Below are 18,866 nucleotides of genomic sequence, written 5' to 3'. Positions count from 1 at the left end.
GGCTGGGCGGCATACCCCCGCGAAGCTACAGGACGATCGTGCGGCGCCCCGACAGGAAGACCCGGCTGTCCGCGTGTGCGCGCACCGCCTCCGACAGGACGCGTCGCTCGACATCGCGGCCGATCGCGACGAGCCGAGCCGGCGTGTCGGCGTGGGTCACTCGCACCACGTCCTGCTCGATGATCGGCCCCTCGTCGAGATCTGCGGTCACGTAATGTGCTGACGCACCAATGAGCTTCACGCCCCGGTCGTGAGCCTGGTGATACGGCTTGGCGCCCTTGAAGCCGGGCAGGAACGAGTGGTGGATGTTGATCGCTCGGCCGGCCAGCTGCTCGCAGAGCCGGTCGGACAGGATCTGCATGTAGCGGGCCAGCACGACGAGCTTGACGTCCTGCGCCTCGACGAGCCGGATCAGCGCGGTCTCGGCGTCGTGCTTGCTCCCCGGGGTGACCGGGATGAGCGTGAACGGCACCCCGAAGTACTCGACCAGCGCCCGGCAGTCCTCGTGGTTGGACACGACGCCGACGATGTCGATCGGTAGGTCGCCGGACTTCCATCGGTAGAGCAGGTCGAGCAGGCAGTGGTCGAACCTGCTGACGAGGATGAGCGTGCGGCAGTACTCCTCGGCCGGCCGCACCTGCAGGTGCTGGTGCTTTATGGCCTCGCTCGAGTCGATCGCCGTCAGGACCGTGGCGACGTCGGCGGAGTCGGCGTCGAAGACGCTCCGCATGAAGAACAGGTCGGTGTCCTCGTCGCTGAACTGCTGGTTCTCGAGAATGTTCGCGCCCACCTGCAGCAGCGCATGCGAGACGGTAGCGACGATTCCGGGTCGGTCGTCACAGGTGAGGGTCATGATGTGCCGGGCCATTGGAGCAGTCTGACCCCTCGGCGCGTCCGCACCGAAACCGACACGCAGTGGGCCCTCCTGCGTGCGATCCGTTCTCCACATCCCGGGCGACGCGATTCGCCTGTCCCCAGGCCCGCGTCGAGGTGTCGCAGGTGCGTGGCGGGGTTCCTACCGTCGTCGGTATGCCGCCCACTCCCGTCCCGAGCCGACCCGAGCCGGAGGCCCTGGACACCCGGCTCCGCCGGGCTCGTCGTCCGGGGCTCGTCACCGTGCCCGAGCAGCTGCGGCTCGGACGGTTGGCCGTCTCGACGAGCGCGGTCGTGGCCCTGCTGGCGCTCGTCGTGGCCGTCGGGTGCGCCTTCGCCCTTCGTGTGCTCTGGGCAGAACGCAGCGCCGTGCCGGAGCCCGCCCGGGCTCGGTCGACGGCGGCCTCGGGCAGCGGGGTGATGGTGACCCGGGCGGCAGGGCCCGTCCCCGGCGGTCTGGCCACGCCGGCCGGCACGACGCCTGGTGCTGCGACAGGGACCGGCGGCGTCGGCACCTCGGTGGTCGTGCATGTCGTCGGTCAGGTACGCGAGCCCGGGCTGGTCCGGCTGTCGCCCGGCGCCCGGGTCGCCGACGCCATGGCCGCGGCAGGCGGCGCGACCAGGCATGCCGACCTCGCGGCGCTCAACCTGGCCCGACCGGTGAGTGACGGCGAGCAGGTGTACGTGCCACGGCCGGGGGAGACGCCCCCGGCGCACGCCCCCGCAGGCGCTGGGCAGGCACCCTCCGGTGGCGGGTCTGCAGGCGCAGGTGACGGCAACGCGCCCGCAGCCGCGGGTGGCTCGACGGTGGTCAACCTCAACACCGCCGACCTCGAGGCGCTCGACTCCCTGCCCGGGGTGGGGCCGGTCCTGGCGGGGCGGATCCTCGACTGGCGCGCCGAGCACGGACGCTTCACCTCCGTCGAGGAGCTCGGCGAGGTCAGCGGCATCGGCGGGAAGCTGCTCGCCCGGCTCAAGCCGAAGGTGACCCTGTGATGCCCCACGAGGGGCCGGCGGGGCCCCGGTCCATCGTCAAGCGTGAGCGGCGGCTCGACCTGCGGCTGCTGGCGCCGGTCCTTCTCGTCTGGCCCGTGGTCGCCTTCGTGGGCCTGGTCGCACCCGTGTCCCTCGTCGTGCTCGGCGCCGTCGGCGCGACCCTCGCGTCGGTCCTGCTCGTCGCCTCCCCGTGGGCGTGGTGGGTCCGACGACAGCAGCGGCGCCCCGCGAGCGCCCGTCGAGCTCGACCTGTCCCGCCCTGGCGCAGGCTCGCCGCGCTGAGCCTTGCCGGCCTCGCGCTGGCTCTCGTGGCCGTCGCCGGGCATCGGGCGGCCCGGTCGGCCGGACCCGTCGATTCTCTGGCGCGCGAGCGGGCGATCGTGTCGGTCCGGGCGCTGCTGGCCACGGACCCGCGCGAGGTGGTGGACGGCATACGCGACGAGCAGGGGGCGCGACCTCGAGTCGTGGTGCGCGTCCTCGCGACCCAGGTCACTGCGCGAGGACTGACGACGGCGGTCCGCACCCCGCTGCTCGTGCTCGCCGACGCGGGCTGGGCCCGGCTCGAGTGGCGCGACGAGGTCGAGTTCACCGCCCGGCTCGACGAGGCGCAGCCCGGCGACGACGTGCTCGCCGCGGCCGCGCCGCGTGGACCGCCACGCCTGATCTCCCGTGCAGGCGGTGTCTTCACGACCGCCTCCTGGGTGCGCGCCCGGTTCCGGGCGGCGACCGAACACCTGCCCGCTGAGGCTCGGGGCCTCGTGCCGGCCCTGGTCATCGGCGACTCGTCGCGCACCCCGACCGAGCTCACCTCGGCGATGCTGGTGACCGGCCTCAGCCATCTCAGCGCGGTGTCCGGCTCCAACGTCACGCTCGTGCTCGCGACCGCCATCGGGACATGTGGCGTGCTGCGGATCGGTCGCCGGCACCGGCCCTGGGTGGCACTGGTCCTGCTCGCGGCCTTCGTCGTCCTGTGCCGGCCCGAGCCGAGCGTGGTGCGTGCCGCGGTGATGGGCACCGTTGGACTGGTGGGGCTCTCCACATCGCGCCGCCAGGTCGGCCTGCCGGCCCTCGCCGGGGCGGTGCTGCTGCTGCTCGTCTGGGACCCGTGGCTGGCCCGGTCCTACGGCTTCGCCCTCTCGGTCGTGGCCACCCTCGGTCTGCTCGTCTTCGCGCAGCCCTGGGGGCGGGCGATCGGGCGATGCCTCCCGGCCAGGATGCGTGGGCTGGGCCCGATCCTCGCGGTCCCGGTGGCGGCGCAGGTCGTGTGCGCTCCGGTCGTCGTGCCCCTGCAGGGCAGCGTCTCGGTGGTCGCCGTCTTCGCCAACCTGCTGGCGGCACCGCTGGTCGCGCCGACGACGATCGCAGGTGTCGTGGTCGCGCTGGTCTCGACGGTCTGGGTCGGGGGTGCGGGCCTCGCCGCGTGGGCCGCCGCTCTGCCCGCGCAAGGGATCGCCTGGGTCGCCCGGTCGTGCGCCGGGGTGCCGTGGAGATCGTTCGCCTGGGACGAGTCAGCTTGGGGGGCAGTCGTGCTCGCCGCCCTCACGGTCGCCGTGATCCTCGTTGCTCCATGGGCCTGGTACCGGTCGAGGACCCGGCCGCTGCTGGCGCTCGCCGTCGTCGCGGTGACGGCCGCCTTCGTCGTGCCGACCAGCGTCGTCGCGTGGCCGCCGCCGGGGTGGGTCCTGGTCGCCTGCGACGTGGGGGAGGGAGACGGCTTCGTCGTCGCGAACGGTCCCGGCCACGCCGTCGTCGTGGACACGGGCACGGAGCCGGCCGTCATCGACTCGTGCCTGGACCGGCTCGGCGTGCACGTTGTCGACCTCGTCGTGCTGACGCACTTCCACGCCGACCACGCCGGTGGGCTCGCCGGGGTGCTCGAGGGCCGGCAGGTCGGCGAGATCCGGGTCTCCACCGTCAAGGAGCCGCTGGCGCAGTCGCGCCGGGTCGCCGGGCTGGCGGCCGAGGCGGGCGTGCCTGTTGCCGAGCTGCGCGCCGGTGACTCGTGGTCGGTGGGCCAGGTCAGCGCGGACGTCTGGTGGCCGGGCCGGCGCATCACCGAGGGGTCGGTGCCCAACAACGGATCGGTCGCCATGACCCTGCGCGTGCGGGGCCTGTCGGTGCTGATGACCGGCGACCTCGAGCGCGAGTCCGCGGCTGAGCTCGTGCGGGCGGCCCGAGCCGACCCCGCCCGGTGGGGGAGGGTCGACGTGCTCAAGGTCGCCCACCACGGGTCGAGCAACCGCGACGACCGCATCCTCGACAGTGTGGCGGGGCGTCTGGCGCTCATCTCGGTCGGGGCCGACAACGACTACGGGCATCCCGCGCCGTCGGTGCTCGCCGTGCTGGGACGGCGCGGGTTCGACGTGCACCGAACGGATCTCGAGGGTGCCCTCGCCGTCGTCGTCGAGCCGGACGGCGCCCCCGGCGTCCGCTCCGAGTGACCGGGTGGAGGTCTGGCGTCGTCCCTACGGCCGTGCGACCTTCGTCCGACGAGGCGACAGCATGGGGTTAGGGTGCAGGGGTGCGCGGTGAGTACAAGGTTCCCGGTGGCAAGCTCGTCGTCGTCGACCTCGAGACCCGTGACGAACGGCTCGCGGACGTCCGGGTGTCGGGCGACTTCTTCCTCGAGCCGGACGAAGCCCTCGAGGACATCAACGCCGCGCTGAGGGGTCTGCCCGTCGAGGCCACCGTGACGGACCTGGCCGGGGCCATCGACAGTGCACTCGAGCAGGACGTCGCGTTGATCGGGTTCTCCACCTCGGCCGTCGGGATCGCGGTCCGGCGAGCCCTCGGCAGGGCCACCGGCTGGGCGGACCACACCTTCGAGGTCATCCCGCCGGTCACGATGGACCCCCTCATGCACGTCGCGCTCGACGAGGTCATCCCCCAGGAGGTCGCGTCCGGCAGGCGGGGGCCGACCCTGCGGTTCTGGGACTGGGACGCACCGCTGGTCGTCATCGGCACCTTCCAGTCGGTCCGCAACGAGGTCGACACGGCGGGGGCAGCCCGGTACGGCATCCGGGTCGCGCGACGCATCTCCGGCGGCGGTGCGATGTTCATGGAGCCGGGCAACTGCATCACCTACTCCCTCGTCGTGCCAAGCTCGCTCATCGAAGGACTCAGCTTCGAGCAGTCCTACCGCTTCCTCGACGACTGGGTCCTCGGCGGGCTGCGTGAGCTCGGGATCCGGGCCGAGTACGTCCCGCTCAACGACATCGTCTCGGACAAGGGCAAGATCGCCGGCGCGGCCCAGAAACGGTTCGCCAGCGGCGTCACGCTGCACCACGTGACCATGTCCTACGACATCGACGCGGACAAGATGCTCCAGGTGCTACGGATCGGCCGCGAGAAGCTGTCCGACAAGGGCACCAAGAGCGCCGACAAACGCGTCGACCCGCTCCGGTCCCAGACCCAGATGGCCCGCATGGACATCATCGACGCGTTCCTCAAGCACTTCGAGAGCCGCTACGACACGCGGGAGAGCACGTACACCGAGGCCGAGCTGGCCAGGGCCCGCGAGCTCGTCGAGACGAAGTTCGGCACCGAGGCCTGGACCAACCGGGTCCCCTGAGCTGCCTTCCCCTGCTCAGCTGATGCCGACGGACGCCTCCCGCCGGATGTCGCCGGCCGCCTCGAGCCCACCCCCGCCGGTGCCGGCGCCGGCGACGCCGGCTGTGCCCCAGCGGCATGCCGCACCCACGCCCCCGAAGAACATGTGCAGCCCCGGGTAGGCGTTGCCGTCCAGTCCCAGTGCCGCCACCGCCTCGGCGATCGCAGGTGAGTTCTCGTAGTCGACCCGCACCGGTGCGTCGGCGGTGCCGACCGACACGTGCACGCGTGGCGCCGCGACGGCATCGACGAGCCCCTCGCCGCGCAGGCAGACCCGGCCCAGGACCTGCATGAGCGCGGTGGTGATCCGGTCGGCACCGGGGGACCCGATCGCGAGGGCGGTCCCGTCCGGGCGCCGCGCGGTCGTGGGAGCCATGTTCGACGCGAGCCGAGTGCCGGGCGCGAGGACGTGCAGGCCGAGACGGTTCAGCTCCGGTTCCCCGAGGCAGTTGTTGAGCAGGATGCCGGTGCCCGGGATCGCCAGGCCGGCCCCGTAGCCCGCGGAGAACGTGATCGCGCAGGCGGTTCCGTCGGCGTCGACCGCGGACACGTGGGCCGTCGAGGCCGAGGTCGGCAGCCCGGGCAGCCCGTACCGCTCGACCTCCTGGAGCAGACGTACCCCGTCGTCCTCGAGGTCGCGGGAGCGGTCGTGGACATCGCGCCGGTAGGTGAGCACGGCCCGCTGGATCTCGATGACGTCCCGCCAGGACCAGTCGCCGCGCCGGGCGAGCTCACCGAGCATGACGGCGAGCATCGGTCCGCCGACCGAGGGCGGCGGGTTGAGCGCGACGATCCAGTCGCCGAGCCGGCGCTGGACCGGGATCCGGACGACGGGCTCATAGGCGAGCAGGTCCTCGGCCGTGATCAGGCCGCCCTCGGCCGCCATGTCGGCGACCAGGGCCTGCCCGACGGCTCCTGTCGTGAAGAGCGCCGGTCCTTCCGACCCGAGCTGCTCGAGCACGTCCCCGAGGGGCTCGTTGCAGGTCACCTCGCCCGGCGCGAGGGTGCGCCCGCCCGGGCCGGAGACGACGCGCATCGCCTCGGCGTCTTCGGCGAAGAGCTCCTCGCGGGTGTACTCGAGGTAGGTCGCAGCGGCGCCGCCGAGTGGATAGCCGGCTCGGCACACCGCCGCGGCCGGCGCCACGAGGTCGGCCCACGGGAGGGTGCCGTGCCGGTCCCGCGCCAGGGAAAGCGCTTGGACAGCGCCGGGATTCGCGACCGAGCCGTGACCGGCATACATGGTGACTCCGCCCCCGTATGCCGTCACGACGCGACGCACGCCCGCCCCGAAGCGCTCCGGGCCGGCTCCACGACCGGGCATCTCGACGTTGCCGTCGATCAGCTCGGGTTCGCTGTCGGCTGGCCAGATGTTGACGAACGCCCCGGACATGATGCTGACGACGGCCGACTCCGTGCTCATCGCGACGAACGCGGCGGCGATCGCCGCGTCGACGGCGTTGCCACCGGCCCGCGCGATGTCGAGGCCGGCGTCCCGTCCGGCCTCACTTGTCGCGGCGACCGCGACCCCACCCCCGTGCGCGGGGTTCGCTCGTCGGCTCACGGCCGGCCCTGGGAGTGGTACTCCTCGTTCGGGACCATGCCGACCGCCGTCGATACGCGGTTGGTCAGGTTGAACATGCCGATCACCTGGACCAGCTCGAGGATCTGGTGATCGTCGAGACCGACATCCCGCAGCGGCTGCAGGTCCGCCTCGGTCACCTCGGCGGGGCGCAGCGTCAGCTTCTCGGCGTACGCGGCCATCGCCTGTTCCCGCTCGGGCAGGTCGGCCTGTCGCCAGTTCACCGCGACGAGGTCGGCCATCCGGGCGTCCTCGCTGTACTGACGTAGCGCCGCGCCGTGGCTGATACAGCAGTAGGTGCAGCGGTTGAGGTTGCTGACGACGACCGCGAGGAACTCCCGGTCCGCGTTGGACAGGTGTCCCTCCTTGTTGACGAGGAGGTTGAAGTAGCGCCACCACGCGAGGAACTGGTCGTCGTTGTACGCCTGCGCCGTGAAGACGTTGGGCACGAAGCCCATATTCTCCTCGGCCTTGGCCCACAGCCTGGCGATGTCGTCGGACACCTCCTCGGTGCTCGGGACGGGCAGGTACGAGATGCGAGCGTCATGTCCCATGTGGGCAGGGTAGTCCCGACTTTCGCGCGGTGAGCGGGTGCCCGCTCGGCGGCATACGTGAGGTTGGTATGCCGCTCGGCGACCTCCGGGCCAAACGCTCGGCTCGGACGCGGGCTCCGGGCATAAGCGGCGCTTATGCTTGAGGAATGATCGACGCTGCGGGCCTGCGGGTGATGAAGGCGATCGCCGACGCCGGGAGCTTCACCGGCGCCGCGAACGCCCTCGGCTTCACCCAGCCCGCCATCTCGCAGATGGTGCGGCGGCTCGAGCAGCGCACCGGCACGATCCTCGTCGAGCGGTACGGCCGGCAGGTCCGGCTGACCGAGGCGGGAGAGGTCCTGGCCCGGCATGCGGTGGGCGTGCTCGCGGCCCTCGACGCGGCTGAGGAGGAGATCAGCGCCATCGCCGGCCTGCGCGCGGGCCGGGTCCGGCTCATGGCCTTCCCGAGCTCGTCCGCCTCGCTCGTGCCGAAGGCTCTGGCCATCCTCAAGGACCGCCACCCCGACGTCACGATCCATTTCACGGAGGCCGAGCCGCCCGAGTCGCTGGCGGCCCTGCGCGCCGGTGACTGCGACGTCGCGGTCGCGTTCGCGTACGAGGGGATGGACCTCGGCGAGATCGAGGAGGACCTCACGGCACTCGTCACGCACAAGCTGCTCGACGACGAGGTCCGCCTCGCCGTCCCGGCGGGGCACCCCCTCGCGACCCAGGGGGTCGCTCACATGGCGGACTTCTCGTCCGAGGAGTGGATCGCCGGGTGCCCTCGATGTCGTGGCCACCTGCTGTCCCTGGCCGGCCATGCCGGCTTCGCCCCCAATGTCGCGTTCGAGACCGAGGACTACGTCGCCGTCCTCGGTCTCGTCCGTGCCGGGCTCGGGGTTGCTCTCGTGCCCGACCTCATCCTGCGTGCCGCCAAACCCGAGCACGTCGTCGCACTCCCGCTCGAGCCCGCCTCACGACGGCAGATCCTCGCCGTGACGACACCCGACCTACAGCGGGTCCCCGCCGTCCACGCCGCCATCGGCGCACTGTGCGAGGCCGCGGGTGTGCCGGTCCCGCAGGTCGAGGAGCCGATGGCCCCGGCCCCGGTGTGACGGCCAGGTGCGGGTCGTGGCGGCACCGGGTTGTGGGGGCACTCAGCGGAATAGCGCGGCGAGCCGGAACGAGGAACGTAGAGTGAACTGTGTCATCGTCCCGCCCCGTCGCCACCGCTCGCCTTGCCACCTCGCGCACACTGCCGCTCGAGACGACCGATCTGGGGACGATGGGCGACCTCGTGGATCTCGTCCGGGCCGGCGGGGTCGTGGTCCTGTCGGGGGCGGGTATCTCGACCGACTCGGGCATCCCGGACTATCGCGGCCCGGACGGCACGCGCCGGGTCGAGCCGATGACGTTCGACACGTTCGTCGGGTCGAGCGAGGCGCGTCGCCGGTACTGGGCTCGCAGCTACATCGGCTGGCAGCGCTTCACGTCGGCTCGCCCGAACAGCAACCATCGCCGCGTCGCGGCGCTCGAGCGAGCCTGCTATGTCGATGCGGTCATCACCCAGAACGTCGACGGCCTGCACCAGGCGGCCGGCAGCGAGGAGGTGCTCGAGCTGCACGGCTCGTTGGAGCGCGCCCTCTGCCTCACGTGCGGTGAGGTGGCCTCGCGGGTCGCTTTGCACGACCGGATGACGGAGGCCAACCCGGGCTTCATGGAGCGGTTCGCGGCGGCCGCCCACGCGGTCGGGTCCCAGTGGGGCGAGCAGGTCCGTCCCGACGGCGACATAGTCCTCGCCGACGAGCTCGTCGCCTCGTTCCACGCGCCGCGGTGCCTCGCCTGTGGGGGCGACACGGTCAAGCCGGACGTCGTCTTCTTCGGCGAGTCGGTGCCCAAGCCCCTCGTCGACGACTGCTTCCGGCTCGTCGAGTCGGCCCGCTCGCTGCTCGTGCTCGGTTCATCGCTCGCCGTCATGAGCGGCTACCGCTTCGTGCGACGCGCGCGTCAGGTGGGTGTGCCGGTCGCGATCGTGACCCAGTCCGCGACCCGCGGTGATGCCGACGCGACGGTGCGCATCCACGCCACGCTCGCGCCCACCCTCGACGCCCTCGGTGCCGCGCTGCAGCGGTGAGCGCACTCGCCCACGCCTCGGACGGCTGCGCCGTCAGGACGGCCGACACCCATCCCCGCGTGGCCGGGTGGGCGAGCTGACGAGCGCGCCCAACGGCATACCAGGGCGTTTGTCCCGTCAGACCCGACGCAGCACCGCGGTGACCTTGCCGAGGATCGTCGCATGGTCTCCGTCGATGGGGTCGTAGGCGGCGTTGTGCGGCAGGAGCCACACGTGGCGACCCTTGCGCTTGAAGGTCTTGACGGTTGCTTCGTCGTCGAGCAGCGCGGCGACGATGTCGCCGTTCTCGGCGGTCGGCTGCTGGTGCACGACGACCCAGTCGCCGTCACAGATGGCGGCATCGACCATCGAGTCACCCTGGACCTTGAGGAGGAAGAGCTGGCCCTCGCCCACGATCTGCTTCGGCAGGGGGAAGACGTCGTCGACGACCTCCTCGGCGGTGATCGGGACGCCGGCGGCGATCTTGCCGAGGACGGGGACGTAGGACGGGGTGGGACGTGCGTCGCCGGAGCCGGTCTCGTCGTCGTGGGACGGGCCGCTGAAGGGGATGACCCCACCGCCGCGATAGCCGAGCTCCTCCGGGCTCGTGTCTGGGGAGACGATCTCAAGCGCACGTGGGCGGTTGGGGTCGCGGCGCAGGTAGCCCTTGGCAACGAGGGCACCCAGTTGGTGCGACACGCTCGACGAGCTCGCCAGGCCGACGGCGTCGCCGATCTCGCGGATGCTCGGCGGGTAGCCGCGCCGGTCGACCGACTCACGGATCACCTCGAGAACACGACGCTGGCGCGCGGTCAAGCCGTCGCCTCGGTCGCGGTCGGGGAACTGGGTCACGTCCGCCATCTGGCTTCCCTTCGCTGCCGGCACCGAGCCGTACCGACGGTCCTCGAGGGCGGTATGGGGCGTCCGCCGGGAGGCACTGTCGGTGGTGGCTGGTGGAGTGTGTCTTGTGAGAACAGGGTACGAGTTTCGAACACGTAAGCCAAACATCTGTTCGACGCGTGTCTCGACATCGTCAGCGGCTCGTGCTACAAATCGTACAAGCGTTCGATCGAACGGTTGTTCGCGGAAGTCGGGCCCGGCCGCAGGCTCGGAGCGCGACCAGCGAGATCGACCGGCCACCCACCGGACCACTGACGGACCATTTGAGGAGGACCCCATGGGCGCCCTGACCGTGCAGCCGATCCTCGACCCCGCGGTCGACGCACCTGCCTGGCGACCGAGCTTGGTGCTCGTGCCGACCGGTTCGGGCGCCCAGGGCTTCTCGGGCACAGCGCCGGCCGGTCGGCTGCATGTCACGCGCCGCGGGCGCGTGCTGCTGACCTTGGCCGTCCTCGCCCTGTTGGCCACGGCTGGTCTCGGCGCGACGATGGCGTTTGCCTCGACGCCCGCTCAGCCGCACACCGTCACCGTGCAGGCCGGGCAGACGCTGTCCGAGATCGCAGTTGCCGAGCTGCCGGGTGTCGCGCCGCACGACGCGATCGTCGAGATCCAGGTGGCGAACTCGCTCTCGACCGACCAGGTACACATGGGCCAGACCCTGACGATTCCGGCCGGTTGACCCCCGAAACGGCCGCGTTGGCTCCACCTTCAGCGGCTGGGTGGGCGGCGCATCGACCCCGCCGACCACCTCGGACGCCACCCCAGCTCACCGGGGTGGCGTCCGTCAAGTCGGGCCTCCTCGCTTCGCGTCAAGCACCGCGACGTCGTCGTCATGCGACCGATCGCCTTCGCCCCCGGCTCCACTTCATCGTCCTGCGCCCGACCACTTCGGTCGATGGGCGGGCTGTGGATAGTTGAGTGGGCGGATCGCCCTGGTGGCGTAGCGTTCTCGGTGGGGGCAGTCAGGAGAGACCAGGTGAAGTACACCGTCGACCCTCGGGCCCTGGACGCCAGCGCGGACGCCGTGATCCGGGCACTGGAAACGCTGGGGGCAGTCCGCATCGACCAGGACCTGCAGCACCTCGCCGTTGCGGTCGCGGGCGGGACCACCGCCGCGCGCATCGCATCGGTCACCACCCAGTGGGATCTTCAGCTCGGGAGCGCTCGCGCGCGGCTTCGCGCCCACGGCGGTGCTCTCTTTGTCGCCACAGAGGGCTATGCCGATGTGGAGTCGCTGACCGCGCGCCAGCTGGGCGAGGCCGGTCCGGAGGTGCCATGAGCGATCTCGTGTTCGGGGACATCCGACGGTTTCGGCCTGCCTTGGTTCGCGAAGCGCGTGACCGAATCATGCTGGAGCGTCAGCGGATCGGTCGTGTCATGACAGAGCTGCTCGCGAGCCGGCCGCCTGCCACAGCATGGAGCGGGCCGGCTGCCCAGGCGTCCTTCACTCGTACCTCCGAGGCGGTAGGGGCGCTCGGCGAGATCGCGAACCGGCTCGTCGTGACGGCGCACGCCCTGGCGCGCCTCGCCGACCTGATGCAGGCCAGCCTCGAGCTGGTCCGGCACGCCGAACGTCGAGCTGCCGAGGGCGGAGGCCAGGTCGACGGCTTGGGGCAGCTCATCCTCCCGAGGCTGGTGGTCCTCGACCCGGTCCTCGCCGCCCACCTGGTTCGACAGGAATCGCTGCTGCGCGAGGAGGTGTTCCGCGACGTCCGACAGGCCGAGAGCCTCGCGAGGCAGGCCGACGACGAGGCTGCCGGTCGCCTCGTCGCAGCCGTTCGCGGCCCGGCCGATGCACTGCCGCCGGCCCCGGCGAAACTGCCGGTCCCGGCCCCGCCCTCGTTGCCGGACAACGGTTTCATCCACCCGGACAGCGTGTTTGCCAACGCGTCGTGGTGGCGAAGCCTCACACCGGAGGAGAAGGGACGCGCCATACGGGATCATCCGCAGTGGGTGGGGCCACGAGACGGGTTGCCCGCCTGGGCGCGACACCAGGCCAACCTCGAGCTGCTGGCCCGGGCTGAGCGCAACGTTGCAGCCCGGCTCGCAGCGGCGCGGCGCAATCCGTTTCACCTGTTGCCCGAGCCATGGGAGGACGAGGTCGAGCGGGCCGAGCGATACGCGCAGGCTCTGCGGACGGTCCGTGACGTCGTGTCGCGACAGGACGGCGTGCCCCGGCAGCTGCTCGCCATCGGTGGTGCGGACGGCCTCGTGACGGCAGTCGTCGCGGTCGGCGACGTCGACCGCGCCGATCACGTGGCGACCTTCGTCGGGGGCTTCACGACGACGGTCAAGGGAGACCTGCGTCCGCTCGACTCCGAGCTGGTCGGGATGCGTCACGAAGCGACGGCGGTGGCTCAGGACGGCGCCGAGGTGGCCGTTGTCGCCTGGCTGGGCTACCCGGCCCCGCAGATTTCCGGGCTGTCCCAATGGCGACGCAGTGTCGCGACGGACTCCATCGCGAGGGACCGGGCTGACGAGCTGGCGGCCTTCCTCACCGGTCTCGACGCCGCGCGCGACACCCCCCTGCACTCGACCCTCTGGGCGCACTCGTACGGCAGCGCAGTTGCGGGCAACGCTCTGCTCCTGCCGGGAGACATCGACGACGTCGTTCTCTTCGGCTCGCCCGGGGTGCCGATCCGCAAGCTCGAGTCCACCGGCCTCAAGCCCGGTGGACTCAACGTGCTCGACGCGCCCACCGACGTGGTTCCGCTGCTGGCGCCGGCGTTCCCGGGGGTGAGCGCGCTCAGAGTCCCCGGGGCGCGACGCCTCGCCACGATGCACGTGAACGGCATGCCGGAGCGCCTGCGCACCTCATTCGGCCACTCGCAGTACACGGCACCCGGCACGCTGTCCCGGCACAACCTCATCGCTGTCGCCGCCGGCCGGCCGGATCTCGTCATCCCTGCGAGTGAGCAGGAGGTCCAGTTCCGGGCCTTCCTGCTCCGCACCGGGCTGGCAGTCGCGAGGCCGTTCCTCCCCTGAGCCAGATCGTGCCCGCTCGAGCGCGAGCTGGTGGCCGCTCGAGGAGAAGATGGTGGCGGATCGGCGTCTGCGCAGGTCAACGGGACGCCACGCCGCGCCGGTTTCCAAGTGTTGCGCCCTTGGGGTCGAGTGCCTACAGTTACCCCTACATCTAGTAGTTACATAGATGTAAGTCATCCACATGTAGTCCCCAAGGGCGGATGGCTTGCACACACAGCATCAACAGGTTGTCCCCAGCAGGAGGTGGAGAGTGCACTGCCCGTTCTGTCGGCACACCGACTCTCGCGTGATCGACTCTCGGACGACCGACGACGGCGTGTGCATCCGCAGACGGCGGCAGTGCCCGGAGTGCAACCGGCGGTTCACGACGCTCGAGACCAGCAGCCTCAACGTCGTCAAGCGGTCGGGTGCCTCCGAGCCGTTCAGCCGGGCCAAGGTGCTGTCCGGGGTGCGCAAGGCGTGCCAGGGGCGGCCGGTCACCGAGCACGACCTCGCCCTGCTCGCACAGCAGGTCGAGGAGGCGATCCGCTCGCAGGGCAACGCGGAGATCGATGCCTACGAGGTCGGCATGGCCGTCCTCGCGCCGCTGCGCCGGCTCGACGAGGTCGCCTTCCTCCGGTTCGCGAGCGTCTACCAGGCGTGGGAGAGCCTCGAGGACTTCGAGGGCGCGATCGCCGTCCTGCGCGCCGAGCGAGCCACGACGGGTGAGCCCGTCGCCTCTGCCGACGCGAAGCGGTAACCCTTCACATCGTCGCCACGCAGCAACACAGGGGCATTGTCAGACCCCGGCGACAGACTGGCATGGATGAGCAGGATCTGACGTTTGCACTATCGGAATCGATGGTCTGGAGGCCACAGCATGACGGAGATCGGCAACCGCAGCTCACGCTCGCGAGGTGGAGCCAAGAAGGGCATCACCGTCGAGCGGATCTACACGACCCCGGGGGTGCACCCGTATGACGAGGTGACGTGGGAGCAGCGCGACGTCGTCCAGACCAACTGGAAGAGCGGCGAGACGATCTTCGAGCAGCGGGGTGTCGAGTTCCCCGACTTCTGGTCCATCAACGCGAGCACCATCGTCACGACGAAGTACTTCCGAGGCGCTCTCGGCACCGACCAGCGCGAGAGCTCCCTCAAACAGCTCATCGACCGGGTCGTCATGACGTATGCCAAGGCAGGCAAGGACCACGGCTACTTCGCGACCGACGAGGACGCCGAGGTCTTCGAGCACGAGCTGACGTATGCCCTGCTGCACCAGGCGTTCTCGTTCAACTCACCGGTGTGGTTCAACGTCGGCACGAAGTCGCCCCAGCAGGTGAGCGCCTGCCAGCCGTACCACGCGCTCGTCAGCACTCCAGCTGGTCAGGTTCCGATCGGCAAGCTCGTCGAGCAGGGTGCCGTCGGCACGAAGGTGTATGACGCCCACGGCCTCACACGCATCCTGGCCGTCAAGTCCAACGGCGTGAAGGACGTGCTCCGAATTCACACGAAGGCCGGCCATGCACTCGACGTCACCGCTGACCATCTCGTCTGGAGGAGCACCGGGGATGGATGTGGCCGCTTCGTCGAGGCCGGGACGCTTCTGGTCGGCGACGCCCTCGAGTGGCACCGGCGCACCTCGTTCGGCGAGGCCGAGATCACCTCTCGCGAGATCGCTGAGGCGGCTCTCGCCGGGTGGATGCAGTCTGACGGCTTCGTCGGGCAGTACTCCGGGACCGACAAGTCCCTCACGATGGAGGCGCTGACCGTCACGGACGAGGAGTTCGCTTGGGTCCACAAGGCCCTCGACGAGATCTTCCCTGACGCCCACCGACATGTGCGTGCCTTCGAGACACCGCGCGGCGATCTCGACGGCAAGCGCACCCGGCTCTACGGCAACGTCCTGTCGGAGTTCGTCGAGGCGTGGAACCTGCGACCGCGCGGCGTCGACATGGAGGTTCCCGCCCGACTCTTCCAGGCTCCCCTTCCGGTGGTTGCCGCCTACCTGCGCAGCATCTTCCAGGCCGAGGGCTTCGTCGGTGGCCGAGATGCCTCGACCGTGGTCGAGGTCGGCATGATCGACGAGAGGCTGATCCGAGGGATGCAGTCGCTGCTGCACCGGTTCGGCATCTTCGCCCGGGTCGGATTCAAGGCAGACCGGCGCGCTGACCGCAAGGGCACATGGACGCTACGCATCCAGAACGGCGGAGACCGCCGCATCTTCGCGGACGAGATCGGCTTCGTCGACCCGGTCCAGGCCGAGAAGCTCGAGCGGTCGTTCGACCTGCCCGGGCGCAGTGCGACACCGGTCAAGCGGCTTGACATCGCGGCGATCGAGCCGCTTGGCGAGATGGAGGTCTACGACATCCAGACCGAGTCGGGTGAGTACCTCTCCGACAGCCTTCGGGTGCACAACTGCTTCATCCTGTCCGTCGACGACACGATGGACTCGATCCTGAACTGGTACAAGGAGGAGGGCAAGATCTTCCAGGGCGGCTCCGGGGCCGGCCTCAACCTCTCCCGCATCCGGTCGTCCAAGGAGCTGCTCAGCTCCGGCGGCACGGCGTCCGGTCCGGTGTCGTTCATGCGTGGTGCCGACGCGTCCGCGGGCACGATCAAGTCCGGTGGCGCGACCCGTCGCGCAGCCAAGATGGTCGTCCTCGACGTCGACCACCCCGACGTCGAGGAGTTCATCCAGACGAAGGCACGCGAGGAGGACAAGATCCGCGTGCTGCGCGACGCCGGCTTCGACATGGACCTGGGCGGCAAGGACATCGTCTCGGTCCAGTACCAGAACGCGAACAACTCCGTCCGGGTCACCGACGAGTTCATGCAGGCCGTCGAGGACGGCACCGAGTTCGGCCTGCGTGCCCGCCTCACCGGTGAGGTCATCGAGACCGTGGACGCGCGCGAGCTCTTCCAGAAGATCTCGCAGGCCGCGTGGGAGTGCGCCGACCCGGGCCTGCAGTACGACGACACGATCAACGCCTGGCACACCAATCCCGAGACCGGACGGATCACCGCATCCAACCCGTGCAGCGAATATCTGTCGCTCGACAACAGCTCGTGCAACCTCGCATCGCTCAACCTGCTGAAGTTCCTGCGCGACGACGACACATTCGACGCGGCAACCTTCGAGAAGGTCGTCGAGCTCGTCATCACCGCGATGGACATCTCGATCTGCTTCGCCGACTTCCCGACGGAGTCGATCGGCGAGACGACCCGCAACTACCGCCAGCTCGGCATCGGCTACGCCAACCTCGGCGCCCTGCTCATGGCAACTGGCCACGGCTACGACTCCGAGGGTGGGCGTGCGCTCGCCGCCGCGATCACATCCCTGCTGACCGGCGCGTCCTACAAGCGATCTGCTGAGCTCGCAGCAGTCGTCGGGCCGTACAACGGCTACGCGCGCAACGCGGATGCCCACAAGCGGGTGATGCGCAAGCACCAGGTGGCCAACGACAACGTCAAGACTCTCGATGCGATGGACTCCGACATCCACAAGCTCGCGACGAGGGCCTGGGACGGTGTCATCAAGCTGGGCGAGAAGCACGGTTACCGCAACGCGCAGGCCTCGGTTCTCGCGCCAACCGGCACCATCGGCTTCATGATGGACTGCGACACGACGGGCGTCGAGCCGGACTTCTCGCTCGTGAAGTTCAAGAAGCTCGTCGGTGGTGGCTCGATGCAGATCGTCAACCTGACCATCCCGCGTGCCCTGAAGAAGCTCGGCTACCAGCAGGAGCAGATCGAGGCGATCGTCGAGTACATCGCCGACAAGGGCCACGTCATCGACGCGCCCGGCCTCAGGCCTGAGCACTACGAGGTCTTCGACACCGCTATGGGTGCCCGCGCGATCGCGCCGATGGGTCACGTGCGGATGATGGCGGCGGTCCAGCCGTTCCTGTCCGGCGCGATCTCCAAGACGGTCAACCTCCCGCAGAGTGCCACGGTCGACGATATCGCGAAGGTCTACATGGAGGGCTGGAAGCTCGGCCTCAAGGCCCTGGCGGTGTACCGGGACAACTGCAAGGTCGGACAGCCGCTTTCAGACGCGAAGGCGAAGTCCGACGCTGCGGGCGACGGGAAGGTTGTCGAGAAGGTCATCGAGTACCGTCCGGTCCGTCGCCGTCTCCCCAAGCGGCGCACCTCGCAGACGACCTCGTTCGCCGTGGGCGGAGCCGAGGGCTACCTCACCGCCGGCACGTACGACGACGGTGAGCTCGGCGAGATCTTCCTGAAGTTCGGCAAGCAGGGCTCGACCCTGGCAGGCGTCATGGACGCCTTCTCCATTGCGGTGTCGATCGGCCTGCAGTACGGCGTGCCACTGGAGACATTCGTCGAGAAGTTCACGAACCTGCGGTTCGAGCCGGCTGGTTTCACGGACGACCCGGACGTCCGTATGGCGCAGTCGATCATGGACTACGTCTTCCGCCGCCTGGCGCTCGACTACATGGACTTCGACACCCGCTCCTTCATGGGCATCCACACGGCGTCCGAGCGCGCTCGTCAGGTCGAGACGGGCTCCTTCGAGGAGGCAGTGTCCGAGGACGACGAGGACATCGAGGACGAGCTGCAGACGCTCCAGCAGTCGGCACCGGTCACGAGGAAGCCCGAGCCGAAGCAGGAGCGGGACGACGACAAGGCGGCCGAGGTCAACTTCGGCGCTGGCGCCGCCTCGGCCCGGGAGACCTCGGCGCAGGTCCACTCGTCGGCTGAGCTCATGGAGCAGTTCCAGGGCATCACCGCCGACGCGCCTATCTGCCTGACGTGCGGCACCAAGATGCGCCCGGCTGGGTCGTGCTATGTCTGCGAGGGGTGCGGCAGCACCAGCGGCTGCAGCTGACAAGGGTAGCTACGGGGGGTCCGGACCGATCGGCTCGGGCCCTCCGTCACACCGATGCCCGCTGCGCCAGCGAAGCCTCCATACCTTCATAGGGAGAATCCCATACCTCGGCCAGGCCCGGGCCAGGCCAAGCCCCTCCTGGACTCGCCACGCTGCCGTCTCTTGCGTCGAGCCGGCGATGCTACAACCACTGGTGGCGGTAGTGACGTGGACAACTTCTCGTCAATCTCGCCCACCCTCCTCACCGACTCCGCACTCAGGGCCTGGTCAAAGTCGTTGGTGCGGTGTGGCTCCGGCGTAACACGCCGGTGATCGTGTATAGGCCGGGCGGGCACGACCAGCGCCGGGACACCGTCGGCCTGCTTGCCGATGGCACCGGAAGGGCCACCGGATGGAATGGTGACAGTCAGTGCGAGGTGAGCAGGTGGACGGGCATCGTGGGGGTCGCGGGCG

Annotated in this window: 14 protein-coding genes; 10 read left to right on the top strand and 4 right to left on the bottom strand. The window is 70.1% G+C overall.

Features of this window, described 5'->3' with window-relative positions; all coding sequences use genetic code 11:
• Positions 1-25 precede the first annotated feature (25 nt).
• Positions 26-868 (bottom strand): formyltetrahydrofolate deformylase, encoded by an 843-nt coding sequence (purU, locus tag L0H79_RS04370; RefSeq protein ID WP_301483329.1) that lies wholly within the window; start codon positions 866-868, stop codon positions 26-28.
• Between the two features lie 161 nt (positions 869-1,029).
• Between purU and L0H79_RS04365 the strand changes: the two genes are divergently transcribed.
• The 3 genes from L0H79_RS04365 to L0H79_RS04355 all read left to right on the top strand — a co-directional run bounded on the left by L0H79_RS04365 (position 1,030) and on the right by L0H79_RS04355 (position 5,440).
• Positions 1,030-1,869, top strand: coding sequence for a helix-hairpin-helix domain-containing protein (locus L0H79_RS04365; protein WP_301483328.1), 840 nt, complete (start codon positions 1,030-1,032; stop codon positions 1,867-1,869).
• Entirely contained in the window at positions 1,869-4,310 is a 2,442-nt protein-coding gene (locus L0H79_RS04360) for a ComEC/Rec2 family competence protein (protein WP_301483327.1), read from the top strand. The genes L0H79_RS04365 and L0H79_RS04360 overlap by 1 nt, the downstream gene beginning before the upstream one ends.
• 80 nt (positions 4,311-4,390) lie before the next feature.
• Positions 4,391-5,440, top strand: a complete 1,050-nt coding sequence (locus tag L0H79_RS04355) for a biotin/lipoate A/B protein ligase family protein (RefSeq protein WP_301483326.1) — start codon at positions 4,391-4,393, stop codon at positions 5,438-5,440.
• 15 nt (positions 5,441-5,455) lie between these two features.
• Here the strand turns inward: L0H79_RS04355 and L0H79_RS04350 are convergent, their stop codons facing one another.
• The gene (locus tag L0H79_RS04350) at positions 5,456-7,039 is read right to left on the bottom strand and encodes a gamma-glutamyltransferase (RefSeq protein WP_301483325.1); all 1,584 of its coding nucleotides are present in this window, start codon (positions 7,037-7,039) and stop codon (positions 5,456-5,458) included.
• Entirely contained in the window at positions 7,036-7,611 is a 576-nt protein-coding gene (locus tag L0H79_RS04345) for a peroxidase-related enzyme (RefSeq protein WP_301483324.1), read from the bottom strand. Before L0H79_RS04345 ends, L0H79_RS04350 begins: the two co-directional genes overlap by 4 nt.
• A 146-nt stretch (positions 7,612-7,757) precedes the next feature.
• Here L0H79_RS04345 and L0H79_RS04340 point away from each other — a divergent pair, with 146 nt between their 5' ends.
• Complete coding sequence (locus L0H79_RS04340; RefSeq protein ID WP_301483323.1) at positions 7,758-8,705, top strand: LysR family transcriptional regulator; 948 nt, start codon at positions 7,758-7,760, stop codon at positions 8,703-8,705.
• A 170-nt stretch (positions 8,706-8,875) separates the two neighbouring features.
• Positions 8,876-9,724, top strand: coding sequence for a Sir2 family NAD-dependent protein deacetylase (locus L0H79_RS04335; protein ID WP_301483343.1), 849 nt, complete (start codon positions 8,876-8,878; stop codon positions 9,722-9,724).
• A gap of 117 nt (positions 9,725-9,841) precedes the next feature.
• On the opposite strand, the gene lexA is transcribed toward L0H79_RS04335, so the two are convergent.
• A complete protein-coding gene (gene lexA, locus L0H79_RS04330) occupies positions 9,842-10,564 on the bottom strand; it encodes a transcriptional repressor LexA (RefSeq protein WP_301483322.1) in 723 nt (240 codons plus the stop codon).
• A gap of 316 nt (positions 10,565-10,880) precedes the next feature.
• Here lexA and L0H79_RS04325 point away from each other — a divergent pair, with 316 nt between their 5' ends.
• From L0H79_RS04325 to L0H79_RS04305, 5 genes are all read left to right on the top strand, one after another.
• On the top strand, positions 10,881-11,282 hold the full coding sequence (locus L0H79_RS04325) for a LysM peptidoglycan-binding domain-containing protein (protein ID WP_301483321.1): 402 nt from the start codon (positions 10,881-10,883) through the stop codon (positions 11,280-11,282).
• Positions 11,283-11,579: 297 nt separating this feature from the next.
• Positions 11,580-11,882 (top strand): hypothetical protein, encoded by a 303-nt coding sequence (locus L0H79_RS04320; protein ID WP_301483320.1) that lies wholly within the window; start codon positions 11,580-11,582, stop codon positions 11,880-11,882.
• Between the two features lie 98 nt (positions 11,883-11,980).
• A complete protein-coding gene (locus tag L0H79_RS04315) occupies positions 11,981-13,588 on the top strand; it encodes an alpha/beta hydrolase (RefSeq protein WP_301483319.1) in 1,608 nt (535 codons plus the stop codon).
• 250 nt (positions 13,589-13,838) lie between these two features.
• On the top strand, positions 13,839-14,327 hold the full coding sequence (nrdR, locus tag L0H79_RS04310) for a transcriptional regulator NrdR (protein WP_301483318.1): 489 nt from the start codon (positions 13,839-13,841) through the stop codon (positions 14,325-14,327).
• A gap of 120 nt (positions 14,328-14,447) precedes the next feature.
• Positions 14,448-18,413, top strand: coding sequence for a vitamin B12-dependent ribonucleotide reductase (locus tag L0H79_RS04305; protein WP_301483317.1), 3,966 nt, complete (start codon positions 14,448-14,450; stop codon positions 18,411-18,413).
• Positions 18,414-18,866 lie beyond the last annotated feature (453 nt).

Source organism: Intrasporangium sp. (assembly GCF_030452765.1).
Classification (GTDB): domain Bacteria; phylum Actinomycetota; class Actinomycetes; order Actinomycetales; family Dermatophilaceae; genus Intrasporangium_A.
This window is presented reverse-complemented; position numbering and strand designations above follow the sequence as displayed.